Genomic DNA, 23,711 nt, shown 5'->3' on the forward strand with positions numbered 1-23,711 from the left:
CCCCTGGAGCCTTATGCCACGCTGCTTTTGGTGTTCCGAAGATCCGCTGTACATGGCTTATCACGATCAGGAGTGGGGCACGCCGCTACGCGATGCGCAGGGATTGTTCGAGTTGCTTTTGCTCGAAGGGTTCCAGGCCGGGCTTTCCTGGATCACCGTGCTGCGCAAACGCGAGCATTATCGTCAGGTGATGTTTGGTTTTGATGTCCAGCGCGTGGCGCAGATGAGCGATGCCGAAATCGACGAACTGATGCTCGATCCGGGCATCATCCGCAACCGCCTCAAGCTCAATGCGGCCCGGCGCAATGCTCAGGCCTGGCTGGCGCTGGAGGACCCGGTGGCGTTTCTCTGGTCGTTCGTCGGTGGCACGCCTGTGATCAATCATTTCAAGGACCGCAGCGAAGTCCCCGCCGTGACGCCGACCGCCGTGGAAATGAGCAAAGGCCTGAAAAAAGCCGGTTTCACGTTCGTCGGGCCGACCATTTGCTACGCGCTGATGCAGGCCTCGGGCATGGTCATGGATCACACTCGGGACTGCGACCGCTACGCGCAGTTGGCGAACGGCGGTTAGAATGGCCGCCTCGCGCACAGCACAAGATCAGGAGTGACCTGTGGATAAGTTGAAAGGCGCCTTGCTGGTAGGCGCTCTGCGGCTGTTTGCCCTGCTTCCGTGGCGGGCCGTGCAGGCCGTGGGCTCGGCGATTGGCTGGGTCATGTGGAAAACCCCGAACCGTTCCCGCGACGTGGTACGGATCAACCTGTCCAAGTGCTTTCCGGACATGGACCCCGCCGCGCGCGAACGTTTAGTCGGACAGAGCCTTAAGGACATCGGCAAGTCCCTGACCGAAAGCGCCTGCGCCTGGATCTGGCCGGCCCAGCGCTCCATCGACCTGGTGCGCGAGGTCGAGGGCCTCGACATTTTGAAGGACGCCCTCGCCTCCGGCAAAGGCGTGGTTGGCATCACCAGCCACCTGGGCAATTGGGAAGTGCTCAATCACTTCTATTGCAGCCAGTGCAAACCGATCATTTTCTACCGCCCGCCAAAATTGAAGGCGGTGGACGAGTTGCTGCAAAAGCAACGGGTGCAACTGGGTAACAAGGTCGCTGCTTCCACCAAGGAAGGCATCCTCAGCGTCATCAAGGAAGTGCGCAAAGGTGGTGCAGTGGGCATTCCCGCCGACCCGGAACCGGCCGAATCCGCCGGGATCTTCGTCCCGTTCTTCGCCACCCAGGCACTGACCAGCAAATTCGTGCCGAACATGCTCGCTGGCGGCAAAGCGGTCGGCGTGTTCCTGCATGCGCTGCGCCTGCCCGACGGTTCAGGCTACAAAGTGATCCTCGAAGCCGCGCCAGAGGCCATGTACAGCACCGATACGGCGGAGTCCTGTGCGGCCATGAGTAAAGTGGTCGAGCGTTATGTCGGCGCTTACCCGAGCCAGTACATGTGGAGCATGAAGCGCTTCAAGAAGCGGCCACCGGGTGAAGAGCGCTGGTATTGATTCAATTGGCATGATCTGTGGATAACCCGGGATTCGGGGTTATCCACAACCGTTCATCAAAGGGCGCAGAAGATGTCCGAACATTGCAAGTCATTCCGCATCAAGATCAGTCACGAAAACATCGGCGAATGCCTGGGCCAGACGCGCAACCTGTCGACCACCGGGGTTTACGTCAAGCATCCGAAACTGTCGGCGTTGCCTCAGGGCGCGGTGGTCTACGGGCAGGTGCAAGACTTACCCACAGGCGCACCGCGGGTACGCATGGAAGTGGTGTTGGTGGATGCCGAAGGGATTGGCTTGCGCTATCTCTGAACGGAGCGATCCAGCTTTTTCAGAAACACCGTCATTTCCTTTTCTGCCTGCTTGTCGCCATGGTTGCGAGCAGCTTCCAGGCCTTGTTCCCAGGCCTGCCGCGCGGCCGCAGAGTCCGCCAGCGCCAGATGGGCCTTGCCCAGCAGTTTCCACGCCGCCGAATACTTCGGATCGAATTCGACGCAGCGTTGAAAATGCTCCGCCGCCTTGGCGTTCTCCCCCAGATCCAGATAACCCTTGCCCAGGCCGAAGCGCAGCAAAGCGTTATCCACACCCTTGGCGAGCATTTTTTCCAGGGATTCGATCATCTTTTGTGCCTTGGCTTATGTGGTGGTTGTGAGATTGCCTTCGCGGGCAAGCCCGCTCCCACAGTAATTGAATGGGAGCGGGCTTGCCCGCGAAGAGGTCAGTCTGATCACCGAAAAATCCTGGATCAGAAAAAGCTCAGCCCCACATGGAACAACTTCTCCACATCGCGAATATGTTTTTTATCCACAAGGAAAAGAATCACATGGTCGCCCGCTTCGATCACGGTGTCGTCGTGGGCGATGATCACTTCTTCGTCGCGGATAATCGCACCGATGGTGGTGCCCGGCGGCAGGCCGATGTTCTCGATGGCCTTGCCGATCACCTTGCTTGATTTCGCATCGCCATGGGCAATCGCCTCGATGGCTTCCGCCGCGCCACGGCGCAGCGAGTGCACGCTGACGATGTCGCCACGGCGTACGTGGGCCAGCAAGGTGCCGATGGTGGCCAGTTGAGGGCTGATGGCGATGTCGATGTCGCCGCCCTGGATCAGATCAACATAGGCCGGGTTGTTGATGATGGTCATCACCTTCTTCGCGCCCAGGCGTTTGGCCAGCAGCGAAGACATGATGTTGGCTTCGTCGTCGTTGGTCAGGGCGAGGAACAGGTCCGCGTCGGCGATGTTCTCCTCCAGCAGCAGGTCGCGGTCCGAGGCGCTGCCCTGCAACACCACGGTACTGTCGAGGTGGTCCGAGAGGTGACGGCAGCGCGCCGGGTTCATCTCGATGATCTTTACCTGATAACGGCTTTCGATGGCTTCGGCCAGACGCTCGCCGATCTGCCCGCCACCGGCGATGACAATGCGCTTGTAGGTTTCGTCGAGACGGCGCATTTCGCTCATGACCGCGCGAATGTTCGCTTTGGCGGCGATGAAAAACACCTCGTCGTCGGCCTCGATCACGGTATCGCCCTGGGGCAGGATCGGCCGGTCGCGGCGGAAAATGGCGGCCACGCGGGTTTCGACGTTGGGCATGTGTTCACGCAACTGTCGCAGTTGCTGGCCCACCAGCGGCCCGCCGTAATAGGCGCGAACCGCGACTAGTTGCGCCTTGCCTTCAGCGAAGTCGATCACTTGCAAGGCGCCCGGATGCTGGATCAGACGCTTGATGTAGTTGGTGACCACTTGTTCCGGGCTGATCAGCACGTCCACCGGAATCGCTTCATTCTGGAACAACTGCTCTTCGCGGGTCAGGTACGCGGCCTCACGAACCCGGGCGATCTTGGTCGGGGTGTGGAACAGGGTATGGGCGACCTGGCAGGCGACCATGTTGGTTTCGTCGCTGTTGGTCACGGCAACCAGCATGTCGGCGTCGTCGGCGCCGGCCTGGCGCAGCACGGTCGGAAACGAACCGCGGCCCTGCACCGTGCGGATGTCCAGGCGGTCGCCGAGGTCGCGCAGGCGTTCGCCATCGGTATCGACCACGGTTATGTCGTTGGCTTCACTGGCCAGGTGTTCTGCCAGCGAACCGCCGACCTGTCCTGCACCGAGGATGATGATTTTCATCCAGTCACTCCATTGAATCCGTTTAACCGCGCGCGGCGGCGATCTTGATCAGCTTGGCGTAGTAGAACCCGTCGTGGCCGCCTTCCTGGGCGAGCAACTGGCGGCCATGGGGCTGCTTGATGCCGGCCGCCGTGGCGAGGTCCAGTTCACGGGCGCCCGGCGTGCGGGCGAGGAACGCTTCGATGACTTCGGTGTTCTCGGTCGGCAGCGTCGAGCAGGTGGCATATAGCAGAATGCCGCCGACTTCCAGGGTGTTCCACATGGCGTCGAGCAGCTCGCCTTGCAGCAGCGCCAGCGCGGCGATGTCGTCGGGCTGGCGGGTCAGCTTGATGTCCGGATGACGACGGATCACGCCCGTTGCCGAGCATGGTGCGTCCAGCAGGATGCGCTGGAACGGCTTGCCGTCCCACCACGCCTGAGTGTCGCGGCCGTCGGCGGCAATCAGTTCGGCGCTCAGTTTCAGGCGTTCGAGGTTTTCCCGCACTCGCACCAGACGCTTGGCTTCCAAGTCTACCGCCACCACCCCGGACAGTTTTGGCTCGGCTTCGAGAATATGGCACGTCTTGCCGCCGGGTGCGCAGCAGGCGTCAAGTACCCGTTGGCCCGGTGCCAGATCGAGCAGATCAGCGGCCAGTTGCGCCGCTTCGTCCTGCACGCTGATCCAGCCCTCGGCGAAACCCGGCAGGCTGCGCACGTCGGCGGCGGCTTCGAGCACGATACCGTCACGACTGTAGACACAGGGTGTGGCGGCGATACCGGCGTCGGTCAGCAAACCGAGGTAGGCATCCCGGCTGTGATGGCGACGGTTGACCCGCAGGATCATTGGCGGATGCGCGTTGTTGGCGGCGCAGATGGCTTCCCATTGCTCTGGCCAGAACGCCTTCAGGGATTTCTGCAGCCAACGCGGGTGGGCCGTGCGCACCACTGGATCGCGTTCCAGTTCGGCGAAAATCGTTTCGCTTTCGCGCTGAGCGTTACGCAGGACAGCGTTGAGCAAGGCCTTGGCCCATGGCTTTTTCAACTTGTCGGCGCAACCGACCGTCTCGCCAATCGCGGCATGGGCCGGGACGCGGGTGTAGAGCAACTGATAGAGGCCGACCAACAGCAGCGCCTCAACATCGGCATCGGCAGCCTTGAACGGCTTTTGCAGCAACTTGGCCGCCAGCGCCGACAAACGTGGCTGCCAGCGCGCGGTGCCGAACGCCAGGTCCTGGGTGAAGCCGCGATCACGGTCCTCGACCTTGTCCAACTGCGTTGGCAGTGAACTGTTGAGCGAGGCTTTTCCGTTCAGGACAGCGGCGAGTGCCTTGGCGGCGGCCAGACGCGGATTCATTGAGCGTCCGCCGCTTGACCGAGGACAGTTCCAGTGGCGAATTTCTCACGGCGGCTGTTGAACAGGTCGCTGAAGTTCAGCGCCTTGCCGCCGGGCAATTGCAGACGGGTCAGGCACAAGGCTTGCTCGCCGCACGCGACGATCAGGCCGTCCTTGCTGGCGCTGAGGATTTCACCGGGTGCACCTTTGCCTTCGGCCAGGTTTGCGGCCAGCACTTTCAGGGCTTCGCCATTCAAGGTGCTGTGGGTGATCGGCCATGGGTTGAAGGCACGGACCAGACGCTCCAGTTCAACCGCCGGGCGACTCCAGTCGATGCGAGCTTCGTCCTTGTTCAATTTGTGCGCGTAGGTGGCCAGGCTGTCGTCCTGCACTTCGCCTTCCAGCGTACCCGCGGCGAGGCCGGCAATCGCCTGAACCACGGCCGGTGGACCCATTTCGGCCAGACGGTCGTGAAGGCTGCCGCCAGTGTCTTCGGCACTGATTGGCGTGGTGACTTTAAGCAGCATCGGCCCGGTGTCGAGGCCGGCTTCCATGCGCATCACGGTCACGCCGCTTTCGGCATCACCTGCTTGCACAGCACGCTGGATCGGCGCCGCACCGCGCCAGCGCGGCAACAGCGAGGCGTGACTGTTGATGCAACCCAGGCGAGGAATATCCAGCACCACTTGCGGCAGGATCAGGCCGTAGGCGACCACCACCATCAAGTCCGGTTTCAGCGCGGCCAGTTCGGCTTGCGCGTCTTCGTTGCGCAGGGTTGGCGGCTGCAGTACCGGGATGTTGTTCTCCAGAGCAAGCTGCTTGACCGGGCTCGGCATCAGTTTTTGCCCGCGACCGGCCGGACGATCCGGTTGGGTGTAGACCGCGACGATCTCGTAAGGGCTGCTCAGCAGGGCCTTGAGGTGTTCGGCGGCGAATTCCGGGGTGCCGGCAAAGACAATGCGCAGTGGCTCAGTCATGGGTGACGTCTCTTGAAAAGAAAAAGGCTTGCCGCAGCAAGCCTTTGAAGATGGGCATCAGGCGTTCTGGCGATGAAGCTTTTCCAGTTTCTTCTTGATGCGGTCGCGTTTGAGCGTGGACAGGTAATCGACGAACAATTTGCCATTGAGGTGGTCGCATTCGTGCTGGATGCACACCGCGAGCAAATCTTCGGCGATCAGTTCGTATGGCTTGCCGTCGCGGTCCAGTGCCTTGACCTTGACCCGTTGCGGGCGATCGACGTTTTCGTAGAAGCCCGGCACCGACAGGCAGCCTTCCTGGTACTGGCCCATGTCGTCGGTCAGCGGTTCGAGCTCGGGGTTGATGAACACTCGAGGCTCGGTGCGGTCTTCGGAGAGGTCCATCACGACGATACGTTTGTGCACGTTGACCTGGGTAGCGGCGAGGCCGATGCCAGGCGCTTCATACATTGTTTCAAACATGTCGTCGACCAACTGACGCACTTCGTCGTCCACTACGGCCACTGGCTTGGCGATAGTGCGCAGACGCGGATCAGGGAATTCGAGGATGTTTAAAATGGCCATAAGCTTGATCAGTGCACGTGTGAAGTAAGGTCGGGTCGATGGCCTGGCGGGTCCGAAGAAATGCAGGCTACCGTTGTAAAACGTAGCTCCCTTCTGTTGACAAGCAAGTTTTGACAAGCATGCCGGGAGCGAGCCACTGACGGCTCTGGCGTTTCACGCGAATGCACATAATAAAGGGATTCACCGCATGAGGAAATCACTACTCGCCCTGCTGCTCCTGGCTTCGGCAGGCTGGGCGTACGGGCAGGTGCAACTTCGGGAAGATATTCCCACCATAAAGCTGTCGCCTCAGGTTCGCAGCAGCCCGGTGACCGAGGTTATCCCCGGCATTGCGCTGAAATCGATCAACAGCTTTCTGCTGAGCAACCGCATCGTCGACAAGGCCGAGGATTTCACCAAGGCGCCTTACATCGTCGCTGGTGATTCCGAACGGGTGCTCAGCGGCGCGGGTGACCGCATCTTTGCCCGCGGCCATTTCGATCCGGCGCAACCGGCGTACGGTATCTTCCGCCAAGGCAAGGTCTACACCGATCCGCAGAGCAAGGAAATCCTGGGGATTAACGCTGACGACATTGGCGGCGGCGATGTCGTGGCCATCGAAGGTGACGTCGCCACCCTGGAGTTGCAACGCACGACCCAGGAGGTCCGCCTCGGCGATCGCTTGTTCAGTGGTGAAGAGCACGCGATCAACTCGAACTTCATGCCCAGGGCACCGAGCCATGAAATCAACGGTTTGATCATCGATGTTCCGCGCGGGGTCACGCAGATCGGCGAGTTGGACGTGGTTACCCTGAACAAGGGGCAGCGCGACGGTCTGGCCGAAGGCAATCTGCTGGCAGTGATGAAAACCGGCGAAACAGTGCGGGACCGGATCACCGGCCAGCCGTTGAAAATTCCTGATGAGCGCGCCGGTCTGCTGATGGTTTTCCGTACCTACGACAAACTCAGTTATGGGCTGGTGCTTAGCGCTTCGCGCTCGCTGTCGGTGATGGACAAGGTACGAAATCCGTAGGAGTGCTTCACAAGTTACCAACAGAGTTATCCACAGCTTATTCCCGTTTGTACGGGTGCTCATAACGATCAAGGATGATCCATGTCGCTGCCTGCCGTTACACCGGTTTCCCCCGCGGAACTGGAAGCTCGTTTACGCCTGCACCGTTTGCCGGAACTCGGCCAGGCGCGCTTCAAGAAATTGCTCGAAGCCTTCGGCTCGGCATCCAAAGCCCTCAGTGCACCGGCCAGTGCCTGGCGCGCGCTGGGTTTGCCACTGGCCTGTTCCGAGGCCAGGCGTAGCGCTGAGATCCGTGACGGCGCCAGTCATGCATTGGCCTGGCTAGAGCATCCGGCCCAGCATTTGCTGATGTGGGACCAACCGGACTACCCGGCGCTGCTGGCACAAATCAGCGATGCACCACCGCTGTTATTTGTCGCCGGCGATCCCGGCATTCTGGAAAAACCACAACTGGCGATGGTTGGCAGCCGTCGCGCTTCCCGGCCGGGGATGGACACCGCTGCCGCGTTTTCCCGAAGCCTGGCGGGTGCCGGTTTTGTCATTACCAGCGGCCTGGCCCTGGGCATTGACGCCGCCGCACATCAGGCCGCGCTGGACATTGGCGGGCAAACGGTCGGTGTGCTCGGCACGGGGCTCGAGAAGTTTTATCCACAGAGAAATAGACGCCTTGCGGACGCCATGATCGCCTCGGGCAGCGCGGTACTTTCGGAGTTTCCGCTGGATGCAGGCCCCAGCGCCGGCAACTTCCCCCGGCGCAACCGGATCATCAGTGGTTTGTCCCTCGGAGTGCTGGTGGTCGAAGCCAGTGTCGCCAGCGGTTCACTGATCACCGCGAGGCTGGCGGCGGAACAGGGGCGCGAGGTGTTTGCGATGCCCGGGTCGATCCATCATCCCGGTGCCCGCGGCTGCCATCAGTTGATTCGCGACGGTGCGGTGCTGGTGGAAACCATCGAACATATCCTCGAAGCCTTGCGCGGCTGGCAACGACTGCCTTTATCCACGGAATCCTTCACCCCTGAAACGACTCACCCCCTGTTGAAGTTGCTGCATGCCGCACCTCTCACCAGTGAAGCGTTGGCCGACGCAAGCGGCTGGACCTTGCCGAAAGTGCTGGCGGCGTTGACGGAACTTGAAATGGACGGTCGCGCTATTTGCGAAAGCGGGCGCTGGTTTGCACGGGTGAGCTAGGTTTTATAAACAAGATCGGTAAACTGCGCAGAGCCTTATTCTGGAGAGTTTTTCATGGTCAACAGTTGGCGTGTGCAACAAGCCGCGCAAGCAATTCGCGCCGGGGCGGTGATTGCCTACCCAACCGAAGCAGTCTGGGGCCTGGGTTGCGACCCGTGGGACGAGGAAGCGGTGGAGCGACTGCTGCTGATCAAGGGGCGGTCTGAGGATAAAGGACTGATCCTGGTCGCCGACAACATCCGTCAGTTCGATTTCCTCTTCGATGACTTCCCCGAATTGTGGATGGACCGCATGGCCAGTACCTGGCCGGGGCCGAACACCTGGCTGGTGCCGCACCAGAACCTGCTGCCGCAGTGGATTACCGGCGTGCATGAAACTGTGGCGCTGCGGGTCAGTGATCACCCATTGGTGCGGGACTTGTGCGCGCTGGTCGGGCCGCTGGTATCGACGTCGGCCAACCCGCAGGGGCGCCCGGCGGCACGTACGCGGATTCGCGTCGAGCAGTACTTCCGTGGGCAGCTCGATCTGGTACTGGGTGGCAATCTGGGTGGGCGCAAGAACCCGAGCGTGATTCGCGATCTGGCGACCGGCAAGGTTGTGCGCCCGGATTGAGACCGGGTTAACCTCATTCGCGAGCAAGCCCGCTCCCACACTGGATCTTTGTCGTTCACAAATCCAGTGTGGGAGCGGGCTTGCTCGCGAAGGGGCCCTACCAGTCAACTACCCATTCAGGGCAACAGAACAACCGAACCCGTCGTACGCCGTGCCGACAACTCGGTCTGCGCCTTCGCCGCGTCAGCCAGTGGAAAACGCTGACTGATGTCCACGGTCAGCTTGCCGCTGATGATCATCTCGAACAACTCGTCGGCCATGCGTTGCAGGTTCTTGGCGTTGTTCGCATAAGTGCCCAGGGTTGGCCGGGTCACATACAGCGAGCCTTTCCCCGCCAGGATCCCCAGGTTCACGCCATCGACCGCGCCGGACGCATTGCCGAAACTCACCACCAGGCCACGCGGTGCGGCGCTGTCGAGTGACGTCAGCCAGGTGTCCTTGCCAACGCCGTCGTACACCACCGGGACTTTTTTGCCGTCGGTCAATTCCAGCACGCGCTGGGCGACGTTTTCATGGCTGTAGTCGATGGTCGCCCAAGCGCCGTTGGCCTTGGCCAGTGCGGCTTTCTCGGCCGAACTGACCGTACCGATCAGCTTCACGCCCAAGGCCCTCGCCCATTGGCAGGCCAGTGAGCCTACCCCGCCGGCTGCGGCGTGGAACAGGATGGTTTCGCCACCCTTGAGCTCGTAAGTCTGACGCAGCAGGTACTGCACGGTCAGGCCCTTGAGCATCATGCCTGCGGCCTGTTCGAAGCTGATGGCGTCCGGCAGTTTCACCAGATTGGCCTCGGGCAACACATGAACTTCGCTATAGGCGCCCAGAGGGCCGCTGCCATAGGCCACGCGATCACCAATCTTGAAGCGGGACACCTCGCTGCCTACCGCCTCGACCACGCCCGCACCCTCCGAGCCGAGGCCCGATGGCAGGGATGGCGGCGGGTAAAGGCCGCTACGGTAATAGGTGTCGATGAAGTTCAGGCCGATGGCCTTGTTGGTCACGCGCACTTCCTTCGGACCTGGCTCGGCGGGTTGGTAATCCACATACTCGAGCACTTCGGGGCCGCCATGGGCGCGAAACTGGATACGCTTTGCCATCTGAACTCTCCATAGGTCGTTTTACCAAGCGCCCTATCGGACTCCTAAGCTTGATCTTCGTCAACTGCGACGGGTGGACTTGCGATGGTATGCTACGGGCCCATTTGCGCTGACCCCCGCTCCAACGGAGCGCCGCGTAGTTTTGCCCGATTCAAGGTGATGACATGACGACCCGCACCGAGGCCGTAAAAGCCTACCTGCTCGACCTGCAAGACCGTATCTGCGCCGCCCTGGAAGCCGAAGACGGTGGCACGCAATTCGTCGAAGACGCCTGGACCAGGCCGGCCGGCGGTGGCGGTCGCACCCGCGTGATTGAAAACGGCACGGTGATTGAAAAGGGTGGCGTGAACTTTTCCCACGTCTTCGGCAGCGGTCTCCCTCCCTCAGCCAGCGCCCACCGGCCGGAACTGGCGGGCCGTGGTTTTGAAGCCTTGGGCGTGTCGCTGGTGATTCACCCGCACAACCCCCATGTGCCGACTTCCCACGCCAACGTGCGCTTTTTCATCGCTGAAAAAGAAGGTGAAGAACCGGTCTGGTGGTTTGGCGGCGGCTTCGACCTGACCCCGTATTACGGTAACGAAGAAGACTGCATCCACTGGCATCGCATCGCCGAGCAGGCCTGTGCGCCTTTCGGCCCGGACGTCTACCCGCGTTACAAGGCCTGGTGCGACAGCTACTTCCACATCAAGCATCGTCACGAGCCGCGTGGCATCGGCGGGTTGTTTTTCGACGACCTGAACGAGTGGGATTTCGACACCAGCTTCGCCTTCATGCGTGCCATCGGTGACGCGTACATCGATGCTTACCTGCCGATCGTGCAGCGCCGCAAGAACGACGCGTTCACCGCCCATCAGCGTGAGTTCCAGGAATTCCGCCGTGGCCGCTACGTTGAATTCAACCTGGTCTACGACCGCGGCACGTTGTTCGGCCTGCAATCGGGTGGGCGTACCGAGTCGATCTTGATGTCGCTGCCACCGCAAGTGCGCTGGGGCTACGACTGGAAGGCCGAGCCTGGCAGCGAAGAAGCGCGCCTGACCGAATACTTCCTGCAGGACCGCGATTGGTTGGCCGAAGCTTGAACGAGGAATCCTGATGGACCGTTATGTCGTATTCGGTAACCCGATTGGCCACAGCAAATCACCGTTGATCCACCGCCTGTTCGCCGAGCAGACCGCGCAAAAGCTGGACTACAACACGCTGCTGGCGCCGCTGGACGACTTTTCCACCTGTGCCCGGACGTTTTTCCTCGAAGGACGCGGCGCCAACGTGACGGTGCCGTTCAAGGAAGAGGCCTACCGGCTGGCGAACAGCCTGACGGCGCGGGCGCAGCGCGCCGGTGCGGTCAATACCTTGAGCAAACTGGCCGATGGCAGCCTGCTGGGCGACAACACCGACGGTGCCGGGCTGGTGCGGGACCTGACGGTTAACGCCGGATTCAGCCTCAAGGGCAAACGTATCCTGCTGCTCGGCGCTGGCGGCGCGGTGCGCGGTGCCCTGGAGCCGCTGCTGGCCGAGCAGCCGGCTTCGGTGATCATCGCCAACCGCACGGTGGACAAGGCCGAGCTGCTGGCGGAGCTGTTCTGCGATCTGGGGCCGGTCTCGGCCAGTGGCTATGACTGGTTGCAGGAGTCGGTGGACCTGATCATCAACGCGACTTCCGCGAGCCTCACGGGCGATGTGCCGCCGATTGCGCCGAGCCTGATCGAACCAGGCAAAACGGTGTGCTACGACATGATGTACGGCAAGGAGCCGACCTCATTCTGCCGCTGGGCCAGCGAACACGGGGCGGCGGTGGTGATGGATGGCTTGGGGATGTTGGCCGAGCAGGCCGCGGAAGCGTTTTTCCTGTGGCGCGGCGTGCGACCGGATACAACGCCGGTGCTGGCTGAACTTCGCCGGCAATTGGCCCTTTAAAAGCTTCGCGAGCAGGCTCGCTCCCACAGGGGGTCACCAAGAACCTGTGGGAGCGAGCCTGCTCGCGAATGGCGCGACACCGATTTCGGCTCAGTCCTCAAACTGAATCGGGCACTTTTCCGCGCCCTCAAGCTTCCTAAGCTCTTCCACCACCTGCGGCCGGGCCCGGCGCAAGGTCAGGCTGCGGTCCTGGCGCAGCAATCGTCGCGCCTCCTGGTGCAGCATTTCCACCCCTGAGTAGTCGATGAAGTTGATCTGCTGCGCCTCGATCACCACGCGCGCGCCGTGCATGCGTTGCAGGCGTACTTGCAGGTAGTGGCTGGCACCGAAAAAGATCGAACCGCCAACCCGCAGAATGTCCTCATCGCCATCACGTACATGCTGCACCCGTGGCTGCGATGTGCGTTTGAGATAGAAAAAAAGCGAGGCCAATACGCCGGCGTAGATCGCCGTCTGCAATTCCAGCAGCAGCGTAGCGACGCAGGTCAGCGCCATGACCACGAACTCGGCGCGGCTGACCCGCAACAACGCGCGAATGCCGCGATGGTCCACCAGGCCCCAGGCGATCAACAGAATGCTGCCGGCCATGGCCGGAATCGGGATATGCGCGATCAGGCTCGCGCCGAAGATCGCGAACAGCGCAACCCACAATGCCGAAAAAATCCCGGCCAGTGGCGAACAGGCGCCCGCTTCATAGCTCAGGCCTGAGCGAGTGAAAGAGCCGGCCGACAGCGATCCGGAAAAAAACGCGCCGACCATGTTCGACAAGCCCTGGGCGCGAACTTCCTGGTTGGCGTCGAGTAGTTGCTGCGAACGTGCCGAGATCGAGCGGGCAATCGACAGGCTGGTGACCAGCCCGAGCATGCCAACCGCCACGGCGCTGGGCAGCAGGCGCAGGATCAGATCGAGATCCAGCGGCAACGGACTGAAAGGCGGCAGCTTGCCGGTGAAGGCGCTGACCAGTTGCACATGGCCGAACATCGACGGCCAAAGCCAGGCCAGCAGTCCGCCAAGGATCAGGGTGATCAGTAGCGTCGGCCAGCGTGGCAACCACAGTTTGAGGAGCACGCCCACCACCACCGTTGCCAGCCCCAGCGCCAGCGAAGGTTTGTCGATTTCGCCGAGATGGCGCAATAACGTGATGAAACTGTCCAGCGCGGTGGCTTGGCTGGGCAAGTCAAGTCCCAGCAGGTTAGGCAATTGACCGATGGCAATCACCACGGACGCCCCAAGGGTGAAGCCGAGCACCACCGAGTGCGAGACGAAATTCACCAGCGCGCCAAACCGCAGCAAACCCAGCAGCCATTGAAAGATGCCGGCCAGGAAGGTGAGCAACAGGATCACGGTGACGTAGTCCTGCGTCGCCGGAACGGCCAGAGGACTGACGCTGGCGTACAGGACAATCGAGATGGCCGCTGTAGGACCGCAGATCAAATGCCACGACGAACCCCAGAGGCAGGCGATCAGCACCGGGATGATTGCGGCATAGAGGCCGTATTCCGGAGGGAGGCCGGCAATCAGCGCGTAGGCAATGGATTGCGGCAACGCCAGAATTGCGCCGCTGAGGCCGACGACCAGGTCGCGCCCGACGCTGGCGCGGGTTTGCTTGGGCAACCAACTGAGGAATGGAAAGAGTGAATGGCGGCTTGGCAGGGCCATGGGGCCTCTCGGTCGGGAATTTTGCGCAAGGGTAGCAGGACATGATCTGTGGGAGCGGGCTTGCTCGCGAAGGCGGTGGGTCAGACAACATTAATGTCGACTGATCCACCGCCTTCGCGAGCAAGCCCGCTCCCACAAGTATTGGTTACAACTTGGCTTTGACCGCCGGCAGCGCGTCCTTGCCATCCACGGTCTTCACTCCATCAAGCCACTTGTCCAGCACCGCAGGGTTGGCCTTGATCCACGCCCTGGCTGCGTCGGCGTTGCTGACCTTGTTGTTCACCACCTCGGCCATGATGCTGTTTTCCATATCCTGGGTGAAACTCAGGTTGGTCAGCAGTTTGCCAACGTTCGGGCAGGCCTGTGCATAACCTTTGCGGGTCAGTGTGTGCACGCTGCCGGTGTCACCGAAGTACTTCTCGCCACCCTTGAGGTAATGCATTTTCAGTTGCACGTTCATCGGGTGCGGGGTCCAGCCGAGGAAGGTCACGAATTTCTGCTTTTTCACCGCGCGGGACACTTCCGCCAGCATGGCTTGCTCGCTGGATTCGACCAGTTTCCACTGGCCCATGTCGAAATCGTTTTTCTTGATGATCTCTTGCAGCGAGATGTTCGCCGGTGCACCGGAGCCGATGCCGTAGATCTTGCGGTCGAACTTGTCGGCGTATTTGTTCAGGTCGGCAAAGTTATGCACACCTGCATTCCATACGTAATCCGGAACAGCGAGGGTGAATTCGGTGCCGTCGAGGTTCTTCGCCAGTTGCGTGACATCGCCGTTGGCGACGAATTTGTCATAGAAGCCCTGCTGTGCCGGCATCCAGTTACCCAGGAACACATCGACCTGGCCATCCTTGAGCCCGCCAAAAGTGATCGGAACCGCGAGGGTGTCGATCTTGGCCTTGTAGCCCATGCCGTCCAGCAGAAACCCGGTGATAGCGTTGGTCGCGGCGATGTCGCTCCAACCCGGGTCGGCCATCTTCACCGTCTCGCAACTCTGATCGGCAAACGCCGATGCACTGCCCAGAGCCAGGAGCCCGACCGTCAGTACTGTGGATAACCTTTGCATGGACTTCCCCTTAACGTTATTGGTTTTGGCAGGGTTGTGGATAACGTGCTTTACGTTCCAGATCGTCGAGGTCGATGTGGTTGCGCATGTATTGCTGACTGGCGTCCACCAGCGGCTGGTGATCCCAGCTCTTCAGCTTGCCGAGGGTCAGCGCCTCGGCTACGAAACGCCGGCGTCGCTGGCTGGCGAGCACCTGCTGGTGGATGGCTGGAATATTCCACTTCGCCCGCGCCTCAGCGAGAAAATCGTCGAACAGCTGGCGATGTTGCGGCGAATGGCTGAGTTCTTCCAGTTCGCGAGGGTCATTGTGTACGTCGAAGAGCAGACAAGGGTCGTCTTCGCTATAGATGAATTTATAGGCACCGCGGCGGATCATCATCAGCGGGCTGATGGTGCCTTCGGCCATGTATTCACCGAACACTTCATCGTGGCCGCCCTGCCCTTGCAGGTGCGGCACCAGCGAGCGGCCGTCCAGCGGCAGGCCCGGTTCCAGCGAGCCGCCGGCCAGTTCGACGAATGTCGGCAACAGGTCCGCCGTGGAAACACTGGCGCTGACCCGGCCGGCCCCGAACTGTCCCGGTGCGCTGATCAGTAGTGGCACCCGTGCGGCCATTTCATACCAGTGCATTTTGTACCAGAGGCCGCGCTCGCCGAGCATGTCGCCGTGGTCACCGGAAAACACGATGATGGTGTCGTCGATCAACCCGGTATCTTCCAAGGTTTGCAGGAGTTTGCCGACGTTGCTGTCGATATAGCTGCACGCGCCGAAATAGGCGCGGCGGGCATCGCGAATCTTATCCACAGGCAGTGGCTTGTCCCACAGGTCATAGACCTTGAGCAAACGTTGCGAGTGCGGATCGAGATCATGCGGGTCCGGGGTTGCAGGCAGCGGGATATCGGCATCGTCGTACAAATCCCAGAAAGCCTTGGGAATCGTGTACGGATCGTGTGGGTGAGTCATGGAAACGGTCAGGCAGAACGGCTGGTCGCCATCCTCGCGGATATGGTCGAACAGGTACTGCTGGGCCTTGAATACCACCTCTTCGTCGAAATCCAGCTGGTTGGTGCGCACGCACGGGCCGGCTTGCAGCACCGAGGACATGTTGTGGTACCAGGTCGGACGCACGTCCGGCTCATCCCAGTTCACTGCCCAGCCGTAGTCGGCCGGGTAGATGTCACTGGTCAGGCGCTCTTCGTAGCCGTGCAACTGGTCCGGCCCGCAGAAATGCATCTTGCCCGACAGGGCGGTGCGGTAGCCGAGGCGGCGTAAATAATGGGCATAGGTCGGTACGTCGGCGGGGAAGTCGGCAGCGTTGTCGTAGGCGCCGATCTTGCTCGGCAACTGGCCGCTGACCAGGGTGAAACGCGACGGCGCACACAGGGGGCTGTTGCAATAAGCCGAGTCGAACACCACGCCTTGTGCGGCGAGGCGGCTGAGATTGGGCAGCTTGATGGGCGATGGACCGTAGAACGGCAACATTGGCGCGGCCATTTGATCGGCCATGATGAAAAGAATGTTCTTGCGCTTCATGTGATCGCGGCATTCCATAGTGGATGTTTATGCGAGAGTGCTGGCTTCGAGAATGAAACCCAAGCTCTTCGCGGTAAAGCCCATGCACGGCAATGACTAGGATAAGCGCAGCTTATGTATGACTCCCTGGGTGACCTGTCACTGGATCTGCTTCGTGCCTTCGAAGCGGCAGCCCGTCAGCGCAGCTTTACCGCGGCGGCGGTTGAACTCGGCACCACGCAGCCGGCCATCAGTCAGCAGATCAAGCGCCTTGAAGAACAACTGGCGACCCGATTGTTCGATCGCATTTATCGCGGTATCGAGCTGACTGAAGCCGGGCTGATACTTTTTCAGCAGGTTCAGCTCGGATTGCAGAATATCGACGCAGGATTGAGCGCAATCAGTGCCCAGCAACAGCATGAAGTGCTGCAGGTGGCCACGGATTTTGCCTTCGCCGCCTATTGGTTGATGCCGCGTCTGCATCGCTTTCACGCGGCCAATCCGCAGGTGGATGTCAGCCTGGTCACCAGTGAGCGCAGCCATAACATGCTACGTACCGATATCGACGTGGCGGTACTGTTCGGTGATGGCCGCTTCAAGCAGGGTGAAAGCCATTGGCTGTTCAGTGAGGAAGTGTTTCCGGTGTGCAGCCCGCAGTTGCTCAGTGAGCGTTCCCTGCCTTTGCCCCCCCAGGTCTTGCTCGAGTTTCCGTTGCTGCATCTGCGCGGGGAAAACAGCAGTAACTGGTTCGACTGGAGCGGCGTATTCCGCGAATTGGGCATCACCTCGCCCCCGGCGCCCGGGCAACTGCGTTTCGACAATTACACCTTGCTGATTCAGGCGGCGATTGGTGGTCAGGGCGTGGCCATCGGCTGGCGCCACCTTGTGGATAACTTGCTGGCGCAAGGGTTGTTGTGTCGACCGATCGGCGAAACGGTGATGTCCCGGCTGGGCTATTACGTGGTTTTGCCCCAGCGTAAACGGCGTGGGGTGTTGATCCAGCAGTTTGTGGATTGGTTGATGGCTGAACAGGCGGGCAGCGCGGAGTCGTTGACGGGGTTGGCGTTTCCTTCGATTGCGGTTTGAGCGTCAAAAGATCGCAGCCTTCGGCAGCGCCTGTAGGAGCTGCCGAAGGCTGCGATCTTTCAAGGTTCCGAGGTCGCGATGAAACTGACGTGTTCGCGGATGTGCAGTTTCAGGTGCAATTCATCGGCAATGCCCACGGCGGTGCGAGCCAATCGCCCGAGCGGTTCGGCCAGCCCCGGTTCGAGGTTGCCACCGGGTTTGGCGAAATGTTCGATGGTCAGCCCCGGTACCCCGCGCGGTTCGTTAACCAGCGTCCACTGCAAAGGACTGCTTTGAAGCGCCTCGCGGATTTCCTCTGCGGCGTGACGTTGCAGGCTGTCCTCGAGCTCCGGCTCGTCCAGCACCGCGAAATCTCCAACCAGAAACAGCCGGGCAACGCCTGCTCCTTGCAGGCCTTCAATCAAGGCGTCGACTGCCAGCACTTGCTCGACCGGACCCGGCACGATGGTTTTTTCCACGTGTTCGCTGTTGAACGGTAAGCCAGGAGCGTCCAGTAAGCAGACGACCACGGAGCTGCCGGCCACACTCTGCTTGACCCGTTGCGCGTCGAACAGGTCGCCAGTCTTGGTGCGCAGCCCCGGTCGGGGTGCCAGCGCATTGAGGTCATCGAGAATCGCGATCACTTCATGCTGACGCCTTAGCATTTCAGCCATCAGCGCACTGCCCAGGCTACTCATGGCACCATAAAGCACCACTTTCACAACGGGGGTTTCGGCATTTTTCATGGCTGAACCCTTTTTCCAGCGTCTATATGACGTGTGACCCGCAGGAAAGGGTGAGGGTTCGAACAGCTTTCAGGGGGATTGCAATGCAGCAGATCACGGGCTATCACGCCCATGTTTACTTCGATGCCGACTCGATCGGGCAGGCGCGGGCCCTGTGTGAGCGGGCGGCGCAATTGTTTCCAGTGAAAATGGGCCGTGTGCACGAGCGCCCGGTCGGTCCGCACCCGGACTGGAGCTGCCAGTTGGCGTTCGAGCCACAGGTGCTGGGCGACGTGCTGCCGTGGCTGGCGCTCAACCGCAAGGGCCTGGTGGTGTTTTTACACCCGGACACCGGCGACGATCTGCGTGACCACACCGAGCATGCGATCTGGATGGGTGCGATTCGACCGCTGGACCTGTCTATTTTTTGATCAGAGTGTTTCTTCAGCCTCGCCGGGCAGGTGTTCGTCCAGATGCAGCCACGGCAAGCGGCTGTCGGTCCAGATGTGTCGCTGTGCCGGTGCCTGCTCGGGGTGGTCGAGGGTGGCGATGGTCAGGTCGATGCTGTCCGGGCTCAGGTGAGTTACCACCGCCAGTTGCGCCCCGCAGTGACCGCAGAAATAACGCGCGCAGGTGGATGAAGAGTCGTAGCGCGATGGCGTCCCGGCCAGCCATTGAAAGGCGGATGCCGGCACGGTGATCCAGGTGGTCACGATGCCGCCGCTGACCCGTCGGCAAATCGAACAATGACAGTGGACGATATCGTGCAGTGGCCCGCTGAATTGATAGCGCAGCTGCCCGCAGTGGCAACCGCCGGTGTGAACATTGTTCATGAGATTCCTCCTGCTGCGTAATGACTGACGCCTTCGCGAGCAAGCCCGCTCCCACATTGGCTTTGTGTACGACACAGATCCAGTGTGGGAGCGGGCTTGCTCGCGAAGGCCGTAACCCGGTTCACCTCCCTGCCCCCGTCCGACGACCGGTCGTGCATCCGGTCAAAGCTTTCAACTGCGAAAGCTGGCTGAAAGCTTCCCCGATTAGGATCGCCGCCACTACCGGCAAAAGACCGGTGGCCAATGCGAGTGTTTGATTGCTCGAAAGGCCCATTTAACAACAACAATGGTGATTCTGATGCCCTCTCCTACCCGCCACTTCGCTGAGCCTCCGTCCGTACATCTCGTGCTTCCCGTTCTGCGCTGATCCCGCCCGATCCGCCCATTCCCTAGCCGCGCTACGCCTGGAGTACTCCCATGCTGACTTTCCTTGGCTTCGCCATGGTCATCACGTTCATGTTCCTGATCATGACCAAGCGCCTGTCTGCGCTGATCGCCCTGATCCTCATTCCAATCATCTTCGCCCTGTTCGGCGGCTTCGGCCCCAAAATCGGCCCGATGATGCTCGAAGGCATCACCAAGCTCGCGCCGACCGGCGTGATGCTGATGTTCGCTATCTTGTATTTCGCCCTGATGATCGACTCCGGCCTGTTCGACCCGGCCGTGCGCAAGATCCTCAAAATGGTCAAGGGCGACCCGCTGAAAGTTTCGGTCGGCACCGCTGTACTGGCGCTCGTCGTTTCCCTCGATGGTGACGGCGCGACCACTTACATGATCTGTGTGGCCGCCATGCTGCCGCTCTACAGCCGTATCGGCATGAGCCCGCGGATCATGGCCGGCCTGATCATCCTCGCCGGTGGCGTGATGAACATGACCCCATGGGGCGGCCCGACCGCCCGTGCCGCCAGCGCACTGCACGTGGACCCGTCGGCTATTTTCGTACCGATGATCCCGGCGATGCTGGCCGGTGTGGTGGCGATCCTGGCCATCGCTTACTTCTACGGCAAACGTGAACGTGCGCGCCTGGGTGAACTGCACCTGGTGGGCGATGAAGTCGACCACAGCGAAATCAGTGTTTCGCAGTTCCCGGATGCCCGTCGTCCGAAGCTGATATGGTTCAACGGCGCCCTGACGCTAGGCCTGATGTGCACCCTGATCGCCGGCCTGCTGCCGTTGCCGGTGTTGTTCATGGTGGCGTTCAGTATCGCCATGATCGTCAACTATCCTTGCCTGCAACAGCAGAAGGATCGCGTTGCGGCTCACGCCGGTAGCGTACTGGCCGTGGTCGGGCTGATCTTTGCGGCCGGCATCTTCACAGGTATCCTGACGGGCACCGGCATGGTCGATGCCATGTCGAAAAGTCTGTTGTCGGTGATTCCGGATTTCCTCGGCCCGTACCTGGCAGTGATCACGGCGCTGGTAAGCATGCCGTTCACCTTCTTCATGTCGAACGATGCATTTTATTACGGCGTGTTACCAGTACTTGCCGAAGCCGCCAGTCACTACGGTATAACCGCGGTGGAAATGGCACGTGCCTCGATCGTCGGTCAGCCCGTCCACCTGTTGAGCCCGCTGGTTCCATCGACCTATCTGTTGGTGGCCCTGGCCGGTATCGATTTCGGTGACCACCAGCGCTTCACCCTGAAGTGGGCAGTGCTGGTTTGTATCTGCATACTGATTGCTGCACTGCTGTTGGGGACTTTCCCGATGTTCAGCACCCTATAAGCCCAAGACTCACCACTTCGGGTCCAGGCTTCGCTGTTTGAAGCCCGGGCCCTTTGTGGTTTAACAATCGCTCAAAGGAATACACATGGAATGGCTGACCAACCCTGAAATCTGGGTTGCCTTCTTAACCCTGACCGCCCTGGAAATCGTCCTGGGCATCGATAACATCATCATGATTTCGATCCTGGTCAGCCGCATGCCCAAACACATGCAGGCGCGCACCCGGATTTTCGGTCTGGCGCTGGCCATGATCACGCGAATTCTGCTCCTGCTGTCGATCACCTGGGTCATGCGCCTGACCGACGACCTGTTCGTCATGTTCGGCCAGGGCATCTCCGGACGTGACCTGATCCTGTTCTTCGGTGGTCTGTTCCTGCTGTGGAAGAGCTCGCAAGAGATGTACCACGCCCTGGAAGGTGAAGACGAAACCAACGAAGAGCCTTCGGGCAAGGGCGGCAACTTCCTCTACACCATCATCCAGATCGCGATCATCGACATCGTGTTCTCCCTGGACTCGGTCATCACAGCGGTCGGCATGGTCTCCCACGTACCGGTCATGGTCGCGGCGATCATCGTGGCGGTGTTGGTGATGATGTGGGCTTCCGGCACCATCAGCGAGTTCATCGACAAGCATCCGTCGCTGAAGATGCTGGCGCTGTCGTTCCTGTTGATCGTCGGTACCGTGCTGATTGCCGAATCCCTGGACGTGCACGTGCCAAAAGGCTACGTCTACTTCGCCATGGCGTTCTCGCTGGCGGTGGAAGCGATCAACATCAAGATGCGCACTGCCATCGCGAAAAAGAAGAAACAGCAGGATCCGGTAAAACTGCGCAAGGACATTCCGGGCCAGTAACCCGGTAGCGCTAAATACGCAAAACCTGTGGGAGCGAGCTTGCTCGCGATGGCGGTCCGTCAGTCAACATCGATGTTGGATCTGATGGCCTCATCGCGAGCAAGCTCGCTCCCACAGTGCTTTGTGTGGCTGGAAGATCGCCGTTTTCATGACAGTTTTGTTTCAATCCCCTCTTTGGCTATGCGATGCTGGCGCGCAGACCGTTAGCCAACTACAGCTTAAGTACAGAACGTAGAACGTCGCGCGGTACCGTTAACTTGCTCCTTTGGGGCGCTACACCACAGGGGGTCATTATGCTCACCCTGCTCAATTTGCTTTCCGCCGTGGCCCTGCTGATCTGGGGTACGCACATCGTCCGAACCGGCATCCTGCGGGTCTACGGCACCAATTTGCGTCATGTCATCAGCCATAACATGGCCAACCGCTGGCTGGCTTTCGCCTCCGGGATCGCCGTGACGGCGATGGTCCAGAGCAGCAACGCCACTGCCATGCTCGTTACCTCCTTTGTCGGCCAGGGTCTGATGGCGCTGACCCCGGCGCTGGCCACCATGCTTGGCGCGGACGTTGGTACAGCGCTGATGGCGCGGGTGCTGACGTTCGATCTGTCGTGGCTGTCGCCATTGCTGATTTTTGTCGGGGTGATTTTCTTTTTGTCACGCAAGCAGACCCGGCTCGGGCAGTTGGGCCGTGTCGCCATTGGCTTGGGGTTGATCATTCTGGCGCTGCAACTGATTGTCGAGGCGGCGCATCCGATTACTCATGCCAAAGGGGTGAAGGTGATTTTCGCCTCGCTCACCGGCGACATCCTGCTCGATGCTCTGGTCGGGGCACTGTTCGCGATGATTTCCTATTCCAGCCTGGCCGCCGTGCTGCTGACCGCGACCCTGGCGGGTGCCAATGTGATCAGCCTGCCGGTGGCCATCGGGCTGGTGATCGGCGCCAATATCGGTAGCGGCGTACTCGCTTTCCTCAGCACCAGTATGCAGAACGCCGCCGGACGCCAAGTGGCGCTGGGCAGCCTGTTGTACAAACTGATTGGTCTTTTATTGATCATTCCGGTGCTCGACCCGTTGGTGCACTGGCTCGATGGCCTGGATTTCAGCCCTCAGGAAATGGTCATTGGCTTTCACCTGCTCTACAACACTGTGCGCTGCCTGATCCTGCTGCCCAGCCTCGAACCGATGGCCAGGTTTTGCGCCTGGGTGCTGCCGGAGCGCCCGCTGGCCAACGGCACGGCCAAGCCCCGGCATCTTGACCCCACGGCGTTGGTCACGCCCGGTCTGGCGCTGGCCAACGCGGCCCGGGAAACCTTGCGCATGGGCGACCTGATCGACAACATGCTCGAAGCCATGCTCGACGTGTTGCATGGCAAGCAAACCGCAGTCACCCAGGAAGTCCGCCGCCTGAGCGACGATGTCGAAGCGCTCTACAGCGCGATCAAGTTGTACCTGGCGCAAATGCCCCGGGAAGACCTCAGTGATCAGGACAGCCGGCGCTGGGCGGAAATCATTGAGCTGGCGATCAACCTGAAGCTCTCCAGCGACTTGATCGAACGCATGCTGCGCAAGATTCAGCAGCAGAAAACCTCGCAGCGCCGGTCGTTTTCCGACGTCGGGCTGGAGGAACTGACCGGACTGCACACTCAGTTGATTTCCAGCCTGCGGCTCGGGATGTCGGTGTTTCTAAGTGGTGACCCGGAAAGTGCGCGCCAACTGGTGCGTGAAAAACGTCGTTTCCGCGCACAGGAACGGCGTCTGGCCCACGCTCATGTCAGCCGTTTGCAACGTAAAATCGTGCAAAGTATCGAAACCAGCTCGTTGCACCTGGAGCTGATCGCCGACATGAAGCGTCTGAATTCGCTGTTTTGCAGCAGTGCCTACGTGGTGCTGGAAACATCGGACACCGGTGCGCTGGTGGTCGACGATTTGAGCGACATCACTCATTCACCCTGAACGTCCACAGTCGCCTGAAGTCTGTTGAA

At 60.6% G+C, this 23,711-nt stretch carries 24 protein-coding genes; 13 read left to right on the forward strand and 11 right to left on the reverse strand.

Annotated elements, in window-relative coordinates:
* Nucleotides 1–13 precede the first annotated feature (13 nt).
* The 3 genes from ACXX83_RS24750 to ACXX83_RS24760 all read left to right on the forward strand — a co-directional run bounded on the left by ACXX83_RS24750 (nucleotide 14) and on the right by ACXX83_RS24760 (nucleotide 1,811).
* Nucleotides 14–571: a DNA-3-methyladenine glycosylase I gene (locus ACXX83_RS24750; RefSeq protein WP_007985082.1), complete on the forward strand. Its 558-nt coding sequence runs from the start codon at nucleotides 14–16 to the stop codon at nucleotides 569–571.
* A 40-nt stretch (nucleotides 572–611) separates the two neighbouring features.
* Nucleotides 612–1,499 carry a lysophospholipid acyltransferase gene (locus ACXX83_RS24755; RefSeq protein WP_007969875.1) on the forward strand — a complete coding sequence of 296 codons (888 nt, stop codon included), beginning with the start codon at nucleotides 612–614 and terminating at the stop codon, nucleotides 1,497–1,499.
* A gap of 72 nt (nucleotides 1,500–1,571) precedes the next feature.
* Nucleotides 1,572–1,811 (forward strand): PilZ domain-containing protein, encoded by a 240-nt coding sequence (locus ACXX83_RS24760; RefSeq protein ID WP_458549841.1) that lies wholly within the window; start codon nucleotides 1,572–1,574, stop codon nucleotides 1,809–1,811.
* Here ACXX83_RS24760 and ACXX83_RS24765 read toward each other — a convergent pair.
* The 5 genes from ACXX83_RS24765 to def all read right to left on the reverse strand — a co-directional run bounded on the left by ACXX83_RS24765 (nucleotide 1,802) and on the right by def (nucleotide 6,474).
* Nucleotides 1,802–2,119 carry a tetratricopeptide repeat protein gene (locus ACXX83_RS24765; protein ID WP_217836764.1) on the reverse strand — a complete coding sequence of 106 codons (318 nt, stop codon included), beginning with the start codon at nucleotides 2,117–2,119 and terminating at the stop codon, nucleotides 1,802–1,804. The genes ACXX83_RS24760 and ACXX83_RS24765 overlap by 10 nt on opposite strands.
* Nucleotides 2,120–2,244: 125 nt before the next feature.
* Nucleotides 2,245–3,621 carry a Trk system potassium transporter TrkA gene (trkA, locus tag ACXX83_RS24770; protein WP_007969870.1) on the reverse strand — a complete coding sequence of 459 codons (1,377 nt, stop codon included), beginning with the start codon at nucleotides 3,619–3,621 and terminating at the stop codon, nucleotides 2,245–2,247.
* 22 nt (nucleotides 3,622–3,643) lie between these two features.
* Nucleotides 3,644–4,954: a 16S rRNA (cytosine(967)-C(5))-methyltransferase RsmB gene (gene rsmB / locus ACXX83_RS24775; protein WP_458549843.1), complete on the reverse strand. Its 1,311-nt coding sequence runs from the start codon at nucleotides 4,952–4,954 to the stop codon at nucleotides 3,644–3,646.
* Nucleotides 4,951–5,910, reverse strand: a complete 960-nt coding sequence (fmt, locus tag ACXX83_RS24780) for a methionyl-tRNA formyltransferase (RefSeq protein ID WP_015092859.1) — start codon at nucleotides 5,908–5,910, stop codon at nucleotides 4,951–4,953. The genes rsmB and fmt overlap by 4 nt, the downstream gene beginning before the upstream one ends.
* 57 nt (nucleotides 5,911–5,967) lie before the next feature.
* Nucleotides 5,968–6,474 (reverse strand): peptide deformylase, encoded by a 507-nt coding sequence (def, locus tag ACXX83_RS24785; RefSeq protein WP_007969867.1) that lies wholly within the window; start codon nucleotides 6,472–6,474, stop codon nucleotides 5,968–5,970.
* Between the two features lie 187 nt (nucleotides 6,475–6,661).
* On the opposite strand from def, the gene ACXX83_RS24790 reads away from it, so the two are divergent.
* The 3 genes from ACXX83_RS24790 (at nucleotide 6,662) to tsaC (ending at nucleotide 9,286) form a co-directional block, all read left to right on the forward strand.
* Complete coding sequence (locus ACXX83_RS24790) at nucleotides 6,662–7,486, forward strand: peptidoglycan-binding protein (protein WP_458549846.1); 825 nt, start codon at nucleotides 6,662–6,664, stop codon at nucleotides 7,484–7,486.
* A gap of 81 nt (nucleotides 7,487–7,567) precedes the next feature.
* Nucleotides 7,568–8,674 (forward strand): DNA-processing protein DprA, encoded by a 1,107-nt coding sequence (gene dprA / locus ACXX83_RS24795; RefSeq protein ID WP_458549848.1) that lies wholly within the window; start codon nucleotides 7,568–7,570, stop codon nucleotides 8,672–8,674.
* A 54-nt stretch (nucleotides 8,675–8,728) separates the two neighbouring features.
* On the forward strand, nucleotides 8,729–9,286 hold the full coding sequence (gene tsaC, locus ACXX83_RS24800; RefSeq protein WP_126048420.1) for an L-threonylcarbamoyladenylate synthase type 1 TsaC: 558 nt from the start codon (nucleotides 8,729–8,731) through the stop codon (nucleotides 9,284–9,286).
* Nucleotides 9,287–9,402: 116 nt separating this feature from the next.
* Here the strand turns inward: tsaC and ACXX83_RS24805 are convergent, their stop codons facing one another.
* The gene (locus ACXX83_RS24805) at nucleotides 9,403–10,380 is read right to left on the reverse strand and encodes an NADPH:quinone reductase (protein WP_458549850.1); all 978 of its coding nucleotides are present in this window, start codon (nucleotides 10,378–10,380) and stop codon (nucleotides 9,403–9,405) included.
* 164 nt (nucleotides 10,381–10,544) lie between these two features.
* Between ACXX83_RS24805 and hemF the strand changes: the two genes are divergently transcribed.
* The gene (hemF, locus tag ACXX83_RS24810) at nucleotides 10,545–11,459 is read left to right on the forward strand and encodes an oxygen-dependent coproporphyrinogen oxidase (protein WP_458549852.1); all 915 of its coding nucleotides are present in this window, start codon (nucleotides 10,545–10,547) and stop codon (nucleotides 11,457–11,459) included.
* 13 nt (nucleotides 11,460–11,472) lie between these two features.
* On the forward strand, nucleotides 11,473–12,294 hold the full coding sequence (aroE, locus tag ACXX83_RS24815; protein ID WP_458549854.1) for a shikimate dehydrogenase: 822 nt from the start codon (nucleotides 11,473–11,475) through the stop codon (nucleotides 12,292–12,294).
* Nucleotides 12,295–12,384: 90 nt separating this feature from the next.
* Here aroE and ACXX83_RS24820 read toward each other — a convergent pair whose 3' ends face one another.
* From ACXX83_RS24820 to betC, 3 genes are all read right to left on the reverse strand, one after another.
* A complete protein-coding gene (locus ACXX83_RS24820; protein ID WP_458549856.1) occupies nucleotides 12,385–13,953 on the reverse strand; it encodes a SulP family inorganic anion transporter in 1,569 nt (522 codons plus the stop codon).
* Nucleotides 13,954–14,098: 145 nt separating this feature from the next.
* Nucleotides 14,099–15,019: a choline ABC transporter substrate-binding protein gene (gene choX / locus ACXX83_RS24825; protein WP_217836772.1), complete on the reverse strand. Its 921-nt coding sequence runs from the start codon at nucleotides 15,017–15,019 to the stop codon at nucleotides 14,099–14,101.
* 16 nt (nucleotides 15,020–15,035) lie between these two features.
* The gene (gene betC / locus ACXX83_RS24830) at nucleotides 15,036–16,550 is read right to left on the reverse strand and encodes a choline-sulfatase (RefSeq protein WP_458549858.1); all 1,515 of its coding nucleotides are present in this window, start codon (nucleotides 16,548–16,550) and stop codon (nucleotides 15,036–15,038) included.
* A 114-nt stretch (nucleotides 16,551–16,664) separates the two neighbouring features.
* Here betC and ACXX83_RS24835 point away from each other — a divergent pair, with 114 nt between their 5' ends.
* On the forward strand, nucleotides 16,665–17,615 hold the full coding sequence (locus ACXX83_RS24835) for a choline sulfate utilization transcriptional regulator (protein ID WP_458549859.1): 951 nt from the start codon (nucleotides 16,665–16,667) through the stop codon (nucleotides 17,613–17,615).
* Nucleotides 17,616–17,674: 59 nt separating this feature from the next.
* Here the strand turns inward: ACXX83_RS24835 and ACXX83_RS24840 are convergent, their stop codons facing one another.
* Nucleotides 17,675–18,340 (reverse strand): NAD(P)-dependent oxidoreductase, encoded by a 666-nt coding sequence (locus ACXX83_RS24840; protein WP_217836775.1) that lies wholly within the window; start codon nucleotides 18,338–18,340, stop codon nucleotides 17,675–17,677.
* A gap of 83 nt (nucleotides 18,341–18,423) precedes the next feature.
* Here ACXX83_RS24840 and ACXX83_RS24845 point away from each other — a divergent pair, with 83 nt between their 5' ends.
* On the forward strand, nucleotides 18,424–18,750 hold the full coding sequence (locus tag ACXX83_RS24845) for a DOPA 4,5-dioxygenase family protein (RefSeq protein ID WP_217836776.1): 327 nt from the start codon (nucleotides 18,424–18,426) through the stop codon (nucleotides 18,748–18,750).
* Here ACXX83_RS24845 and ACXX83_RS24850 read toward each other — a convergent pair whose 3' ends face one another.
* Nucleotides 18,751–19,152: a GFA family protein gene (locus ACXX83_RS24850; RefSeq protein WP_015092871.1), complete on the reverse strand. Its 402-nt coding sequence runs from the start codon at nucleotides 19,150–19,152 to the stop codon at nucleotides 18,751–18,753.
* Between the two features lie 417 nt (nucleotides 19,153–19,569).
* Between ACXX83_RS24850 and ACXX83_RS24855 the strand changes: the two genes are divergently transcribed.
* The 3 genes from ACXX83_RS24855 to ACXX83_RS24865 all read left to right on the forward strand — a co-directional run bounded on the left by ACXX83_RS24855 (nucleotide 19,570) and on the right by ACXX83_RS24865 (nucleotide 23,682).
* Nucleotides 19,570–20,877: a CitMHS family transporter gene (locus ACXX83_RS24855; RefSeq protein ID WP_015092872.1), complete on the forward strand. Its 1,308-nt coding sequence runs from the start codon at nucleotides 19,570–19,572 to the stop codon at nucleotides 20,875–20,877.
* A gap of 85 nt (nucleotides 20,878–20,962) precedes the next feature.
* Nucleotides 20,963–21,730: a TerC family protein gene (locus ACXX83_RS24860; RefSeq protein WP_015092873.1), complete on the forward strand. Its 768-nt coding sequence runs from the start codon at nucleotides 20,963–20,965 to the stop codon at nucleotides 21,728–21,730.
* 293 nt (nucleotides 21,731–22,023) lie between these two features.
* Nucleotides 22,024–23,682, forward strand: a complete 1,659-nt coding sequence (locus ACXX83_RS24865) for a Na/Pi cotransporter family protein (protein WP_217836777.1) — start codon at nucleotides 22,024–22,026, stop codon at nucleotides 23,680–23,682.
* Nucleotides 23,683–23,711 lie beyond the last annotated feature (29 nt).

The organism is Pseudomonas sp. GNP012, from assembly GCF_054343835.1.

Bases quoted from the DNA above. Each gene is read 5' to 3' on its own strand.
- ACXX83_RS24790 (WP_458549846.1), top strand. From the start codon at position 6,662: ATGAGGAAATCACTACTCGCCCTGCTGCTCCTGGCTTCGGCAGGCTGG.
- ACXX83_RS24850 (WP_015092871.1), bottom strand. From the start codon at position 19,152: ATGAACAATGTTCACACCGGCGGTTGCCACTGCGGGCAGCTGCGCTAT.
- choX (WP_217836772.1), bottom strand. From the start codon at position 15,019: ATGCAAAGGTTATCCACAGTACTGACGGTCGGGCTCCTGGCTCTGGGC.
- fmt (WP_015092859.1), bottom strand. From the start codon at position 5,910: ATGACTGAGCCACTGCGCATTGTCTTTGCCGGCACCCCGGAATTCGCC.
- ACXX83_RS24765 (WP_217836764.1), bottom strand. From the start codon at position 2,119: ATGATCGAATCCCTGGAAAAAATGCTCGCCAAGGGTGTGGATAACGCT.
- ACXX83_RS24860 (WP_015092873.1), top strand. From the start codon at position 20,963: ATGGAATGGCTGACCAACCCTGAAATCTGGGTTGCCTTCTTAACCCTG.
- rsmB (WP_458549843.1), bottom strand. From the start codon at position 4,954: ATGAATCCGCGTCTGGCCGCCGCCAAGGCACTCGCCGCTGTCCTGAAC.
- ACXX83_RS24820 (WP_458549856.1), bottom strand. From the start codon at position 13,953: ATGGCCCTGCCAAGCCGCCATTCACTCTTTCCATTCCTCAGTTGGTTG.
- trkA (WP_007969870.1), bottom strand. From the start codon at position 3,621: ATGAAAATCATCATCCTCGGTGCAGGACAGGTCGGCGGTTCGCTGGCA.
- ACXX83_RS24835 (WP_458549859.1), top strand. From the start codon at position 16,665: ATGTATGACTCCCTGGGTGACCTGTCACTGGATCTGCTTCGTGCCTTC.
- ACXX83_RS24750 (WP_007985082.1), top strand. From the start codon at position 14: ATGCCACGCTGCTTTTGGTGTTCCGAAGATCCGCTGTACATGGCTTAT.
- ACXX83_RS24760 (WP_458549841.1), top strand. From the start codon at position 1,572: ATGTCCGAACATTGCAAGTCATTCCGCATCAAGATCAGTCACGAAAAC.
- ACXX83_RS24805 (WP_458549850.1), bottom strand. From the start codon at position 10,380: ATGGCAAAGCGTATCCAGTTTCGCGCCCATGGCGGCCCCGAAGTGCTC.
- dprA (WP_458549848.1), top strand. From the start codon at position 7,568: ATGTCGCTGCCTGCCGTTACACCGGTTTCCCCCGCGGAACTGGAAGCT.
- hemF (WP_458549852.1), top strand. From the start codon at position 10,545: ATGACGACCCGCACCGAGGCCGTAAAAGCCTACCTGCTCGACCTGCAA.
- ACXX83_RS24865 (WP_217836777.1), top strand. From the start codon at position 22,024: ATGCTCACCCTGCTCAATTTGCTTTCCGCCGTGGCCCTGCTGATCTGG.
- tsaC (WP_126048420.1), top strand. From the start codon at position 8,729: ATGGTCAACAGTTGGCGTGTGCAACAAGCCGCGCAAGCAATTCGCGCC.
- ACXX83_RS24845 (WP_217836776.1), top strand. From the start codon at position 18,424: ATGCAGCAGATCACGGGCTATCACGCCCATGTTTACTTCGATGCCGAC.
- ACXX83_RS24840 (WP_217836775.1), bottom strand. From the start codon at position 18,340: ATGAAAAATGCCGAAACCCCCGTTGTGAAAGTGGTGCTTTATGGTGCC.
- ACXX83_RS24855 (WP_015092872.1), top strand. From the start codon at position 19,570: ATGCTGACTTTCCTTGGCTTCGCCATGGTCATCACGTTCATGTTCCTG.
- def (WP_007969867.1), bottom strand. From the start codon at position 6,474: ATGGCCATTTTAAACATCCTCGAATTCCCTGATCCGCGTCTGCGCACT.
- aroE (WP_458549854.1), top strand. From the start codon at position 11,473: ATGGACCGTTATGTCGTATTCGGTAACCCGATTGGCCACAGCAAATCA.
- betC (WP_458549858.1), bottom strand. From the start codon at position 16,550: ATGAAGCGCAAGAACATTCTTTTCATCATGGCCGATCAAATGGCCGCG.